Raw genomic sequence first — 13,603 nt, forward strand, 5'->3', positions numbered from 1 at the left:
CACCACCACCATGGTCATGCCCTCGCGGGCCAGGGTGACCATCACGTCGAGCACCTCGCCGATCATTTCAGGATCCAGGGCGCTGGTGGGCTCGTCGAAAAGCATGATCTTGGGGTTCATGGCCAGGGCCCGGGCGATGGCCACGCGCTGCTGCTGGCCGCCGGAGAGCAGCTTGGGGTAGGTCCCGGCCTTGTCGGGGATGCCGACCTTGGTCAGCAGGGCCATAGCCGTCTTCTCGGCCTCGGCGCGGGGGATTTTCTTCAGCCGGATGGGGGCCATGGTCAGGTTCTGCATCACCGTCTTGTGCGGGAAGAGGTTGAAGCTCTGGAAGACCATGCCCAGTTCCTGGCGGACCTTGTTGATATCGGTCTGCGGCGCGCCCACGTCCACCCCGTCCACCACGATCTGGCCCTTGTTGATCTCCTCCAGGCGGTTGATGGAGCGAAGCAGCGTGGACTTGCCCGAGCCCGAGGGCCCGAGGATGACGACCTTCTCGCCGCGCGCGATGTCCAGGCTCACGTCGGCCAGGGCGTGGAACTGGCCGAAGTACTTGTGGACGTTGCGGATGCGGATGATGGGTTCGGACGCTGCGGCGCCCGCCGTGGCAGTCTCAGTTGTGGTGGTCATAGTAGTTCAGCCTGTTTTCCATGGCGCTCACGCCCTTGGAGAGCAGCAGGGTGATGATGAGGTACACCAGGGCGACCATGGTGTAGGCCTCGAAGTAGTTGAAGCTCACGCTGGCGTACTCGCGCCCGCGGCGCAGGATGTCGGCCACGGCGAGGATGGAGACCAGGGAGCTGTCCTTGAGCAGGGCGATGAATTCGTTGCCCACCGGGGGCAGGATGGTCCGCCAGGCCTGGGGCAGCACCACCAGGAACATGGTCTGGCGGCGGTCGAAGCCCAGCGACCGGGCGGCCTCGGTCTGGCCCTTGTCGATGGACTCGATGCCCGCGCGGAACACCTCGCCCATGTAGGCGCCGTAGCAAAAGCCCATCGCCGTCACGGCGGCCACCAGCGGGGGCATGTTCTTCAGGAAATCGCAGATGTGGGCCATGCCGTAGGCCGCGAAGTCGGGCCAGTGCTGGAACATCTCCAGGGCCTCGTCCATGCGCGGCAGGTTGCGGAACACATGGCCCAGGGCGAAGTAGATGTAGAAGAGCTGCACCAGCAGCGGGATGCCCCGGATGACCTCCACATAGGTCGAGGCCACGAGGTTCACGGCGCGGTTGTGGGAGATGCGGCCAAGCCCCGTGACCAGCCCCAGCAGCAGGGCCAGCAGGATGGAGAACACCGTGACCTTGAAGGTCACGATGATGCCGTCGGGGAACAGGAATTTCAGCGAGGCGAAGTAGGCCGGATTGTCGGACAGCGACAGCAGGGCGATGGCGGTCAGGGCGCCGATGATGGAGACCCACCACGCCGAAAGCAGCCCGCGGTCCTTGGCGGACGGGATGGCCGCGCCGTCGGTGACATCGATCTTGGCCTGTCTTTTTTCTGCCATGGGGACGCTCGGGGATGCTGCGGCGCCCCCCGGCCCGCCCCGCGAGGGGGCCGGGGGGCGCCGTGTGGGGCGGCTAGTTGCTGCCGAACCACTTGTTGAAGATGGTGTCGTACTCGCCGCTGTCCTTGACGGCCTTCAGGGCCGCGTTGAGGGTCTCCAGGGTCTTGGCGTCGCCCTTCTGGACGGCGAAGCCCAGGTACTCGGGGGCGTCGGGCACGATCATGAAGCCCAGGGCCAGGGACTTGGCGTACTCGGGATTGGTCAGGGCGTAGTCGGCGGCCACGGCGTCGTCGCAGATCACCGCGTCCAGGCGGCCAGCGGCCAGGTCGGCTATGGCCAGGCCCACCTCGTCATAGGACTTGGCGGACTCGCCCGCGATGCGCTGGGCGGCGAAGAAGCCGGTGGTGCCGATCTGCGCGCCCACGGCCTTGCCCGCCAGGTCGGCCTCGGTCTTGATGCCCGTGTCTTCCCGGACCACCACGCCCTGCTTGACCTCGAAATACGGGTCGGAGAAGTCCATGGCCTGCTTGCGCTCTTCGGTGATGGACACCGAGGAGGCGATGACGTCGTACTTGCCGGCGGCCAGTCCGGCGAAGATGCCGTCCCAGGCGGTGTTCTGGATGTTGGCGGTGAAGCCGCCGGCCTTGGCCATGGCCATGACCAGGTCGGGGGCGAAGCCCACGCACTGCTTGCCTTCGCTCATGAATTCCATGGGCGGCCAGGTGCAGTCCGAGGCGAACATGATGGTCTTGGCCTGGGCTGTGGTGGCCAGGATGGCCACGGCCATGAGGACCAGGGAAACTCGCTTCAACATGGTACGCTCCTCCGGGGTTGTGTTGGGGTCGTGGCGGTCCCGCCCCTGGCGGGCCGTATTTTCGAATGAAATCAAGTACTCCAATATGGGCAGCGTTGACAAGCCCCCGGCGGCCGTTCCCCGCGCGGGGCAGGGGCGGGAGGGGCGGATTGATAATCTTTTCTTTCCCGGCGGTTACGCCCGGGGCGCCCCGGCGTCCACCCCGGCCATGAGCAGGCCGATTTTTTCCAGGTCCCGCGCCTGCGCCGCATCGAGCACGGCCATGAACCGGCCCCGGAACATCACCGCCACGCGGTCGGCCAGTTGCAGGGCCTCGTTCAGGTCGCCGGTGACCAGCAGCACCCCGGCCTGCATGCGCGCGTTGAGCAGCCGGTGCCAGACCTCCTCGGTGGCGGCCACGTCCAGGCCCTGGCTGGGCTGCTCGGCCACGATGAGCCGGGGCTTGCGGAAGAATTCGCGGCCCAGGACCAGCTTTTGCAGGTTGCCCCCCGAGAGCTGGCGCGCGCGGACCTCGGGCCCGTGGGCCGCGACGTGGAAGCGGCGGATGATGGCCCGCGTGGCGCCCAGGGCGCTCTTCTTGTCCAGGAACAGCCCCGGCGCGAAGCCTTTGCGCGTGGTCAGCAGCACGTTGTCCACCAGGTCCAGCTCCGGGCAGGTGCCCACGCCCAGCCGGTCTTCGGGGATGTGGGCCACGGCGCCGTTCCAGGGCGGGTCGCGGAAAAATTCGGCCCAGGGCTTGCCTTGCAGGCGCACCTCGCCCCCGGCGGGGGCCGCCAGCCCGGTGACCACGTCGACCAGGGCCTTCTGCCCGTTGCCCGCCACGCCGACCACGGCCACGATCTCGCCCCGGCGCAGGGTCAGGTCCAGCCCGTCCAGCCCGTGGCCCGACAGGCCCTCCAGCTCCAGCACGGCCCCGCCCAGGGGCGCCTCGGCGCGCTCGATCTCCAGGAGCACCTCGCGCCCGACCATGCGCCGGGCCAGCTCGTGCCGGGAGGTCACGGCCTGGCGGGCCACGGTGTCCACGATGCGCCCCTGGCGCAGGATGGCCACCGTGTCGGCCACGTCGAGAACCTCCTCCAGCTTGTGGCTGATGAAGACGATGGCCTTGCCCAGGCCGGTCATGCGGCGCAGGGCGGCGAAGAGCTGGCCCGCCTCGGTGGGGGTCAGGACGGCGGTGGGCTCGTCGAAGATGAGCACGCGGCTGTCGCGGTAGAGCAGCTTCAGGATCTCCACGCGCTGGCGCTCGCCCATGGACAGCCCGGCCACGGGCGCGGCGGGGTCGATGTCCAGCCCGTAGCGCCCGGCCAGCTCGCCCACGCGGCGCTCCATGTCGCGCGGGCGTACGAACAGGCCCCGGTCCTGGCCCAGGAGCACGTTCTGGGCCACGGTCATGCGGCCCACGAGCATGAAATGCTGATAGACCATGCCGATGCCCGCGTCGATGGCCTCGCGCGGGCTCTGGAAGCGCACGGGGGCGCCGTCGAGCAGGATGGTCCCGGAGTCGGGCGGGAACACGCCGGAGAGCATGCTCATCAGCGTGGACTTGCCCGCGCCGTTTTCGCCCAGCAGGGCCAGCACGCGCCCGGCGTGGATGTCCAGGGTGATGTCGCGGTTGGCGTGCACCGGGCCGAAGGATTTGCCGATGCCCTCCAGGCGGACCAGGGGCGGGGGGGTGGCGGTGGCGGGCTGCACGGTCATCCCTCGGGCTCGATGTTCACGCCCAGGGCCGCCGGGGCCGCGCTGGAGCTGGCGCCGCGCCCGCGCAGGGCCGACAGGACCAGCGCCAGCACCGTCAGCGCATAGGGCAGCATGAGCAGGAAGGAGGAGGGCACGTCGGTGCCCGAGGCCTGGAGCCGCAGCTGGAAGGCCATGACCCCGCCGAAGAGGTAGGCCCCGAACATGGCCCGCCCCGGCCGCCAGAAGGCGAAGATGACCAGGGCCACGGCGATCCAGCCGCGCCCGGCGGTCATGCCGTTGGTCCACAGGTGGGTGTAGGCCAGGGAGAGGTAGGCCCCGCCAAGGCCCACCAGGAAGCCCCCGGCCAGGATGCCCGCCCAGCGCAGGGCCACGGGGTTCAGCCCGGCGGCGGAGGCCGCGCGGGGATACTCGCCGGCGGCGGTCAGCGCCAGGCCCGGGCGCGTGCGGTGCCAGAAGAGCCAGAACAGCGGCGGCAGCAGGAAGGACAGGTAGACCAGGGCGTCGTGGCGGAAAAGGATGTCGCCCAGCAGGGGGATGGCCGAGAGCACGGGCACGTCGAAGGGCTCGAACCCCGGGGCGCGCTGGCCGATGAAGGGCGTGCCCAGGTAGTTGGCCAGGCCCACGCCGAAGATGGTCAGGGCCAGGCCCGAGACGGTCTGGTTGCCCAGGAAGTGCAGGCAGACCACCCCGTGCAGCCCGCCCACCAGCGCCGCCGCGCACCCGGCGGCCAGCAGCCCCAGCCAGGGCGAGCCCGTGGCCTGGGCCGTGAGGAAGGCCGCCAGCGCGCCGACCACCATCATGCCTTCCACGCCGAGGTTCAGCACCCCGGCGCGCTCGGTGAACATCTCGCCCAGGGTGGCGAAGAGGATGGGCGTGCCGGACTGCACGGCCGCCGCCAGCAGGGGGACGATGAGTGCCGCTTCCATGTCGGCCTCCTAGCGGTGCGCCCCGCCCGGGCGGATGCGGTAGCCGTTGAAGAACTGCCCGGCCAGCACGGTGAGCAGGATGAGCCCTTCCATGATGCCGCCGAAGGCCGCCGGAACCCCCAGCTCCAGCTGGAGGTTTTCCGCGCCCACGCGCAGGGCGGCCAGGAAGAACGAGAACAGCGCGATGCGCGCCGGGGACAGCCGCGCCAGCCAGGCCACCACGATGGCCGTGAAGCCGTAGCCGACCATCAGGCTGGGCTGGAGCCGCCCGGTGACCGCCGATGCCTCCAGCAGCCCGGCCCACCCGGCCAGGGCGCCGCACAGGGCCATGACCAGCAGCACCAGGGTGTTGTAGGGCATGCGCGCGTAGCGCGCGGCCCGGAGGCTCTCGCCGCTGGCCTTGAGCTCGAAGCCGGGGCGCGTGCGCGTGAGCAGCACCCACAGGCCCACGGCGCAGACCACGCACAGGGCCACGCCCCAGTGCAGGCGCGTGCCGGGGAAATGGCCGACCACGGCGGCGGGCACGAACTGGCTGGTCATGGGGAAGCCGTGGCTGCCCGCATCCTTCCAGGGACCGTAGACCAGGTATTCCAGGATCAGGATGCCGATGTAGTTGAACATCAGGGTGCTGATGATCTCGTTGATGCCCAGGCGCAGCTTGAGCCACGCGGGCACGGCGGCCCAGGCGCCGCCCGCGGCGGCGGCGCAGGCGAACATCAGCGGCAGGAGCAGCGCCCCGGGCAGGTTCGCGAAGGTCAGCGCCGCCCAGGTGGCGCCCACGGCGCCCAGGGCGAACTGGCCCTCGGCGCCGATGTTCCAGACCTGCATGCGGAAGGTCACGGCCACGCCCAGGGAGCACAGGAAGATGGGCACGGTCTTGAGCAGCGTGTCCTCCACCGTGTACCACGCGCCGAAGGCGCCGGACCACAGCACCTCCAGCCCCAGGGCCGGGGATTTGCCCTGGGCCGCGAGCAGCAGGCAACTCACCCCGAGCGACACGCCCAGGGCCACCGGGAAAATGAAAATGGAGCCCCAGCGCGGGGGCTCCATTCTGCGTGTGACGGTCAGTCCGAGCATCGCCCTATTCGGTGGTGCCCACGACACCCTTGACGAACCAGGTCATGCCCAGCAGGTCCTTGTCCTCGGCCACCTGCTCGTCGGGCACCATCTGCTTGCCCGCCTGGTCGAAGACCGGGCCGGTGAAGACCTTGTACTTGCCGTCGACGATCTCCTGCTTCTTGGCCAGGACCATGTCGCGCACGTCCTGGGGCACCATCTCGCCGAAGGGGGCGAGGTCCACGGTGCCCTCGGCCAGGCCGGGCCAGAGGGCCTGGTGCTGCCAGGTTCCGGCGAGGATCTTCTCCACGGCGTCCTTGTAGAAGGGGGTCCAGTTCCAGATGGGCGCGGTGAGGTGCGCCTTGGGGGCGAAGGCGGTCATGTCGGTATGGTAGCCGATGGAGTAGACGCCGCGCTCCTGGGCGGCCTCCTGCGGGCCGGGGGAGTCCTGGTGCTGGGCGATGACATCGCAGCCCACGTCGAGCAGGCTCTTGGCGGCTTCCTTTTCCTTGGCGGGGTCATACCAGGTCTTGGTCCAGACCACGCGCACCTCGGCGGCGGGGTTCACGGCCTGGGCGCCCAGGGCGAAGGCGTTGATGCCGCGGATGACTTCGGGGATGGGGAAGGCGGCGGCGTAGCCAAGCTTGCCGGTCTTGCTCATGGCCCCGGCGACCATGCCCGACAGGTAGCGCGCCTCGTACATGCGCCCGAAGTAGGCGGTCATGTTCGGGCCGGTCTTGTAGCCGGAGCAGTGCATGAAGGCGATCTCGGGGAACTCCTTGGCGACCTTCTCCATGGAGTCCATGTAGCCGTAGCTGGTGGCGAAGATGGCCTTGAACCCCTTGCGGGCCATGTTGAGGATGACGCGCTCGGCGTCGGGGCCCTCGGGCACGGACTCGACGAAGGAGGTGGTCACGCCGGGCATCTCCTCGATGACCTTGCGGGCCACGTCGTGGGAGTAGGACCAGCCCGCGTCGCCGGTGGGCGAAACGTAGATGAAGCCGATCTTGGCGTCCTCGCCCTGGGCGCCCTGGGCGGGGGCGGCCTGGGGCTCGGCGGCGGGCTCCGCCTGGGCGGGCGCGGCCTGGGGGGCGGGTTTGTTTTCGGCCTTGTCCTCGCCGCAGGCGGCGAGCAGGGGCAGGGCGGCCAGACACAGCAGCAGGGCGATGAGCCGGAATCCGCGCATTCTTTCCTCCATGACTATTGCAATCAAATAGTGTTTCCCCCTCCCGTATCCTACCTGCCGCCTGTGGGGCAAGCCGGAATGCCGGAGGGGCGGGCCTGGGGCGGGGCCCTACGCGTCCCCGTTTTCCCGAAGCTGGACGATGGGCGGTACGAATTGGGACTCGGCGTCCCAGGGGAAAAGAATCCAGGTGTCCTGGCTGACCTCGGTGATGAAGGTGTCCACCAGGGGCTTGCCCTGCGGCTTGGCGTAGACCGTGGCGAAATGCGCCCGGGGCAGCTTCTCGCGCAGGATGCGCAGGGTCCCGCCGGTGTCCACCAGGTCGTCGATGACCAGCCAGCCCGCGCCGTCGGCCGTGGAGGTGCAGGGCTTGAGCACCTCGGCCCGGCCCTGGTCCTTCCAGGCGTAGCTGGACACGCACACCGTGTCGATGCGCCGCAGTTCCAGCTCGCGCGCGATGACCGACGCCGGAACCAGGCCGCCCCGGGTGATGGCCACGATGCCCGCCCAGGGGCCGAGCTCGGCCAGGCGCCAGGCCAGGGCCTTGGCGTCGCGGTGCAGCTGGTCCCAGGAGACGGGGTAGGTCTTCGCGTAGCGCGTGCTGGTGCTGGGCATGACAGGACCGGATCGCTGGAGTTTCGAAAAAGGGGACTGTGATGGAAATCGGCGACCAAGGCAAGCCTTTTCGGGCCCGCGCGCTTTGGTCCCGGTTTTGCTGAAGAAGGGGCATGCGGCGGGGGCCTCCGGGACGGCCTGTTCCGGGAGACGTGTCATTTCAACGGGATGGCGGCACAGGGTGGCCCGGGAGGTGCGCAGCTGTTTTGCAAAATCGGTAAAAGATAGTAGTTTAAAAGATTCAAAAATGTCAAAAACTGGCTTTTTAGCCGTTCCGTCAACCTCCGTCCTCTTGAGGAGACGCGCATGAATGCCGCGGATACCGCCTTCATCCTGGTCTGTGCCGCCCTGGTGATGTTCATGACCCCGGGGCTGGCCCTGTTCTATGCCGGCATGGCCCGGGCCAAAAACGTGCTCGGCACGGCCATGCACAGCATCGTCATGCTCGGCGTGGCCACCGTGGTCTGGGTCGTGGTCGGCTACACGCTGGCCTTCGGCACCGACGCGGGCGGGCTCATCGGCGGGCTGGACTACCTGTTCCTGTCCGGCGTGGGCATGGAGCCCGGCGGGCCCACGGCGAACCTGCCGCACCTGCTGTTCATGGTCTTTCAGTGCATGTTCGCCGTCATCACCCCGGCCCTGATCACCGGCGCCTTTGCCGAGCGCATCAGGTTCGGCCCCTTCGTGGTCTTTTCCGTCCTGTGGCTGGTTTTCGTCTACAGCCCCATGTGCCACTGGGTCTGGGGCGGGGGCTGGATGGGCGCTATGGGCGCCCTGGATTTCGCGGGCGGCGCCGTGGTGCACATGAGCTCCGGCGCGGCGGCCCTGGCCGCGGCCCTGGTGCTCGGCCGGCGCCGGGGCTTCGGCACCGAGCCCATCGTGCCCCACAACCTGCCCATGACCCTCACCGGCGCGGCCATCCTGTGGTTCGGCTGGTTCGGCTTCAACGCGGGCAGCGCCCTGGCCGCCAACGGCGCCGCCGCCAACGCCTTCGTAACCACCCATGTGGCCGCCGCCGCCGCCCTCATCGGCTGGCTGGTGGTGGAAAAGCTGCACCACGGCAGGGCCACCACCCTGGGCGCGGCCTCGGGCGCCGTGGCGGGGCTTGTGGCCATCACCCCGGCCGCCGGGTTCGTGACGCCCATGGCCGCCCTGGCCATCGGCCTGGTGGGCGGCGCGGTGTGCTACGGCGGGGTGCTGCTCAAGAACAGGTTCGGCTACGACGATTCCCTCGACGTTGTGGGCATCCACGGCGTGGGCGGCACCTGGGGCGCCCTGGCCACGGGCGTCTTCGCCGTGGAGTCCGTTGGCGGCGCCAGCGGCCTTCTGGCGGGCAACCCCGGCCAGCTCTGGATCCAGTTCCTCTCCGTGGTGGCCACCTGGGCCTATTGCTTCACGGTTTCCTATGTGCTTTTCAAGGTGGTGGACGCCGTCATGGGCCTGCGCGTGAGCCCCGAGGACGAGCTGAACGGCCTGGACGTGAGCCAGCACAGCGAGGCGGGCTACCAGCTCTAGGCCGCCCGGGCGCCTTGCCCGGCCCGGGCCTCATGGACTATACCGGACATCCAAGGAGTTCACGGAAATGAAGAAGATCGAGATCATCACCAGGCCGTTCAAGCTCGACGAGGTCAAGGCCGCGTTGACGGAGCTGGGCATCCAGGGCATGACCGTCAGCGATGTGCGCGGTTTCGGCCGTCAGCGCGGGCACAAGGAGGTCTACCGCGGCGCCGAGTACCAGGTGGACTTCGTGCCCAAGGTCAAGATCGAGGTGGTCGTGGCCGACGACATGCTGGCCCAGGCCCTGGCGGCCGTGCAGAAGGCCGCGCGCACCAACCAGATCGGCGACGGCAAGATATTCGTCTCCACCGTCGACGACGTGGTGCGCATCCGCACCGGCGAGACGGGCAACGAGGCCATCTAGTCCGCGTCCGGCAATGCGGCCGCATTCCCTGGGCGTATAACGCATCGGAATTGGATGCTTTTTGACGCAAGATCCCTGGCTCCGCCGTGCGGAGGCGATGCAGGATCGTGCGGCCCGCCCCGCGGCGGGCCATGAGCAAACGCGGGCCCCCGCGTCCTTTCGGGGCGCGGGGGTCTTTCACGGCACGGCGCGGCGGGGACGCCCCCGTGCGGGAGGCCCATGCCCAAGGCCACCGGTTCCCAGGCCGCCGAGGCCCTGCGCGCGGGGCGCGAGGCCCTGGCGGAGCAGATCGCCCGGGGCGGCGCGGGCCGCCGCTTCACCCGGGAGCTTTCGGCCCTGGTGGACGCCTATTTCCAGGCGCGCATGGCCGAGGTCTGGCCCCGGGGCGCCGCGCCGGGGCCCGGCGGCGGGCTGGTGCTGGCCGCCGTGGGCGGCTACGGCCGCGGCGAGCTCTGCCTGCATTCGGACATCGACATCCTCGTGCTCTGCCGGGGCCGCATCCCCGCCCGCGCCCTGGACATGGCCCAGGCGCTCTTCTACCCGCTGTGGGACCTGGGCCTGGACCTGGGCCACGGCTTTCGCGGCGTCAAGGAATGCCTGGCCCTGGCGCGCAAGGATTTCGAGGTCCTGGCGTCGCTGCTGGACGCCCGGGCCGTGGCCGGGGACGCCGCGCTCCTGGCCGGGCTGGACGCCGCCCTGGGCGCCAAGGTCGCCCGGCCCCGCGCCCGGGCCTTCACCCACTGGCTGGCCGGGCGCAACGCCGAGCGCCTGGCGCGCCACGGCGACTCCAGCGCCCTGCTGGAGCCGGACCTCAAGCAGGGCGTCGGCGGCCTGCGCGACATCCACCAGCTGCTCTGGCTGGGCCGGATCCACCACGGCGCGGGCACACTCGAGGAACTGCTGCGCGCCGGGCGGCTGACCGAGGCCCAGGCCCATTTCCTGGCCGACGCCCAGCGTCTGCTCCTGCGCGTGCGCAACCTGCTGCACCACGCCTGCGGGCGGCGCAACGACCGCCTGCACCTGGCCCTGCAACCCCGGGTGGCCGCCGCCCTGGGCTACGAGGACGGGCCGGATTCCCTGGCCGTGGAGCGCTTCCTGGGGCGGCTGCACCGCGACATGGCCGGCATCAAGGCCCTGCACGCGGCCTTCTGGGCCGGGCTGCCCGCCGCGGGCGGCCCCGCGGCGCGCCCGGCCCCGGCGGGCGGCTCCGGGCGGCCCCTCGGTCCGGGGGTGGTGGAGGGCGGCGGGCTGCTGCATTTCGACGTGCCCGGTGGCTACCCGCGCGAGCCCCGGGTGCTGTCTGACATTTTTGTGCACAGCGCACGCTCGGGGTTGCCCCTGTCCTGGGAGGCGCGCGGTTTTGTCTGCGCGCATCTGCATCTGGTGCGCGAGAGGCTGCGCGGCAGCCCGGACGCCGTGCGCGGCCTGCTGGACGTGCTCTGCTCGGGCCGCGCGGCCCCGGCCCTGGGCCAGATGCTGGAGACGGGCTACCTCGGCGCCCTTGTGCCCGACTTCGGGCGCGTGCAGGACCTGGTGCAGTTCGACACCTACCATATCTACCCCGTGGGGCAGCATACCCTGCGGGCCATCGAGCTGCTGGAAGGGCCCCTGGACGGGCCCGGCCGGGCCTTCGCCGCCCTGCGCGACGAGCTGGACGGCCCCGGGCGGATGTTGGCCCTCATGCTCGCGGCGCTGCTGCACGATATCGGCAAGGGTCTGGGCGGCGGGCACGCGCGCAAGGGCCGGGCCATCGCCACGGCCCTGCTGGAGCGCTGGGGCCTGGACCCGGCGCTGGCGGCGGACGTTGCCGTGCTGGTGGGCGAGCACCTGACCCTCTACGAGACTGCCACGCGCCGCGACCTGGGCGACGAGGCCGTGGTCGCCGCCTGCGCCGGGGCCGTGGGCGACGAGCAGCGCCTGCGGATGCTCATGCTGCTGTCCTTCGCCGACGCCTCGGCCACGGGGCCCGGGGTCTGGAAACCGTGGGCGGCGGAGCTGCTGTGGGAGCTGTACGCCAAGGTCCTGCACATCCTGCGCGGCGGGCGGCTGGCCAGCGCCGACGCCGTGCGCGCCCTGGAGCGGACGCGCGACGCCGTGCGCCTGCGGGCCTCGGGGGCCTTCGCGCCCCAGGCGGTGGAGGCTTTCCTCGGGCTCATGTCCCAGCGCTACCTGCTCGCCGTCGCGCCCGAAGACGTGGTGCGCCACATGGGCATGGTCCGCCGCCTGCGGGAGCTGGTGGCCGAGGCCGAGCGCGTGCGCCCGGGCGGCCGGGGGGGCACGGGGGTCGTGGTGGTGGACGGCCAGCCCCGGCCGGGCAGCGGCTGCTGGGAGGTGGCCGTCGCCGGGATGGACACCCCGGGCCTGTTCGCCACCCTGGCGGGCGTCCTGGCCCTGCACGGGGTGAACATCGTGGCGGCGCGGTGCTTTTCCTGGCGCGACCGGACGGTGCTGGACGTGTTCACCGTGTCCGATCCTCCTGGGGCCCTGGTCGCCCAGGAACTGTGGCCGCGGGTGGCGGCCTCGGTGCGCGGGGCCATGAGCGGGCGGCTGGACCTGGACTGGCGCCTGCGCGAGAAGCGCAACGCCCCCAGCGCGGCGCGGCCCCTGGCCGTGGAGCCCGAGGTGGCCATCCGCAACGCCGTCTCGGATTTCCACACGGTGATCGAGATCGGCGCGGCCGACCGCCTGGGTCTGCTCTACGATGTGGGCACGGCCCTGCACGGCCTGGGGCTGTCCCTGTCCATCGCCAAGATCGCCACCTACGGCGACCGGGTGGCCGACGTGTTCTATGTGCGCGAGGCCGACGGCGGCAAGATCGCCGGGCCCGAGCGGCTGCGCGCGGTGGAGCGGACCCTGCTGGACTGCCTGCGGGCGGGCTGACGTTTGGTTCAGGGGCTGGCGATTCCTTTCTTCCGGTGATATGGAAAGCTCAGGAAGATTGCGCGCGCGCCGGTTTGGCTGGCGGGTGCGTTCTTCAGCTCCGGAAAGGAAGGACGAGCATGAATTTTTCTAGAAATATCCTGATAGTTTGTGTTGCCGCCGGGGCGCTGGTCGCCGCGGCGGGCACCCTGACCGCCCTGGGGCTGGACCAGGGGGCGGGGCCCCTGGCGGCCCTGTCCCTGGGCGCGGGGGCGGCCGTGGCCCTGGCGGCGCTGCCCCTCGGCCTGCTGGCCCGCCGGGCCGTGGGCGAGCCCGCCCGGGCCCTGGCCGGGGCCGCCCGAATGGCCGCCCAGGGCGGCCACGACACCCTGGACATCCCCCGGCCAGCCGGGCCCCTGGGCGAGGTCCACGACGCCGTGGCCGCGCTGGTGGCCGAGCTGGGCGGGCGCGCGCGGGAGGCCGGGGCCGAGGCTGCGGCCCTGCGCGCCCGGCTGGAGGCCGCCCAGGGCGAAATGGCCGGTTGCGCCGAGCGGGAGCGCGGCGCCCAGGCCACCCTGGGCAAGCTCCAGGCCACGGCCGGCCGGGCCTTCAACATTTCGGCCCGCGTGGCCTACTCCTCCGAGGGGCTGGCCTCGCAGGTCATGGAGGCCGGGCACGGCACGCGCCTGCAACAGGAGCGCATGACCGAGACGGCCACGGCAATGGAGGAGATGAACGCCACGGTGCTCGAAGTCGCGCGCAACGCCGCCGCCGCCGCGGACAGCGCCGCCTCGGCGCGCATGCGCGCCGAAGCCGGGGCCGACGTGGTCCAGCGCGCCGTGGCCGCCATCGGCCAGGTCAGCGCCCTGTCCGAGGAGCTGCGCGGGAACATGGACCGCCTGGGCACGCAGGCCGAGAACATCGGGCGGATCATGAACGTCATCGAGGACATCGCCGACCAGACGAACCTGCTGGCGCTGAACGCGGCCATCGAGGCGGCGCGGGCGGGCGACGCCGGGCGCGGCTTCGC

At 70.8% G+C, this 13,603-nt stretch carries 12 protein-coding genes; 4 read left to right on the plus strand and 8 right to left on the minus strand.

Going from position 1 to position 13,603, the window contains the following annotated elements; translation table 11 throughout:
• From M0P34_RS07390 to gpt, 8 genes are all read right to left on the minus strand, one after another.
• On the minus strand, positions 1-627 hold a 627-nt coding region (locus tag M0P34_RS07390; protein WP_291497967.1), incomplete at its 3' end, for an amino acid ABC transporter ATP-binding protein.
• Entirely contained in the window at positions 611-1,501 is an 891-nt protein-coding gene (locus M0P34_RS07395; RefSeq protein WP_291497970.1) for an amino acid ABC transporter permease, read from the minus strand. The genes M0P34_RS07390 and M0P34_RS07395, both read right to left, overlap by 17 nt.
• A gap of 73 nt (positions 1,502-1,574) precedes the next feature.
• A complete protein-coding gene (locus M0P34_RS07400; protein WP_291497972.1) occupies positions 1,575-2,315 on the minus strand; it encodes a basic amino acid ABC transporter substrate-binding protein in 741 nt (246 codons plus the stop codon).
• Between the two features lie 174 nt (positions 2,316-2,489).
• A complete protein-coding gene (locus M0P34_RS07405) occupies positions 2,490-4,013 on the minus strand; it encodes an ABC transporter ATP-binding protein (protein ID WP_291497974.1) in 1,524 nt (507 codons plus the stop codon).
• Positions 4,010-4,939, minus strand: a complete 930-nt coding sequence (locus tag M0P34_RS07410; RefSeq protein ID WP_291497976.1) for an ABC transporter permease — start codon at positions 4,937-4,939, stop codon at positions 4,010-4,012. The genes M0P34_RS07405 and M0P34_RS07410 overlap by 4 nt, the downstream gene beginning before the upstream one ends.
• A gap of 9 nt (positions 4,940-4,948) precedes the next feature.
• Positions 4,949-6,016 (minus strand): ABC transporter permease, encoded by a 1,068-nt coding sequence (locus tag M0P34_RS07415; RefSeq protein WP_291497978.1) that lies wholly within the window; start codon positions 6,014-6,016, stop codon positions 4,949-4,951.
• Between the two features lie 4 nt (positions 6,017-6,020).
• On the minus strand, positions 6,021-7,181 hold the full coding sequence (locus M0P34_RS07420) for a BMP family ABC transporter substrate-binding protein (protein WP_291497980.1): 1,161 nt from the start codon (positions 7,179-7,181) through the stop codon (positions 6,021-6,023).
• A 108-nt stretch (positions 7,182-7,289) separates the two neighbouring features.
• On the minus strand, positions 7,290-7,793 hold the full coding sequence (gpt, locus tag M0P34_RS07425) for a xanthine phosphoribosyltransferase (RefSeq protein WP_291497982.1): 504 nt from the start codon (positions 7,791-7,793) through the stop codon (positions 7,290-7,292).
• Between the two features lie 306 nt (positions 7,794-8,099).
• Here gpt and M0P34_RS07430 point away from each other — a divergent pair, with 306 nt between their 5' ends.
• The 4 genes from M0P34_RS07430 to M0P34_RS07445 all read left to right on the plus strand — a co-directional run.
• On the plus strand, positions 8,100-9,308 hold the full coding sequence (locus tag M0P34_RS07430) for an ammonium transporter (protein WP_291497984.1): 1,209 nt from the start codon (positions 8,100-8,102) through the stop codon (positions 9,306-9,308).
• Between the two features lie 67 nt (positions 9,309-9,375).
• Entirely contained in the window at positions 9,376-9,714 is a 339-nt protein-coding gene (locus tag M0P34_RS07435; protein WP_291497986.1) for a P-II family nitrogen regulator, read from the plus strand.
• A gap of 219 nt (positions 9,715-9,933) precedes the next feature.
• Positions 9,934-12,594, plus strand: a complete 2,661-nt coding sequence (gene glnD, locus M0P34_RS07440) for a [protein-PII] uridylyltransferase (protein ID WP_291498002.1) — start codon at positions 9,934-9,936, stop codon at positions 12,592-12,594.
• A 119-nt stretch (positions 12,595-12,713) separates the two neighbouring features.
• The coding region (locus M0P34_RS07445) for a methyl-accepting chemotaxis protein (RefSeq protein WP_291498004.1) at positions 12,714-13,603 on the plus strand (890 nt) is incomplete at its 3' end.

The organism is Desulfocurvus sp. (assembly GCF_023230885.1).
GTDB lineage: Bacteria > Desulfobacterota > Desulfovibrionia > Desulfovibrionales > Desulfovibrionaceae > Desulfocurvus.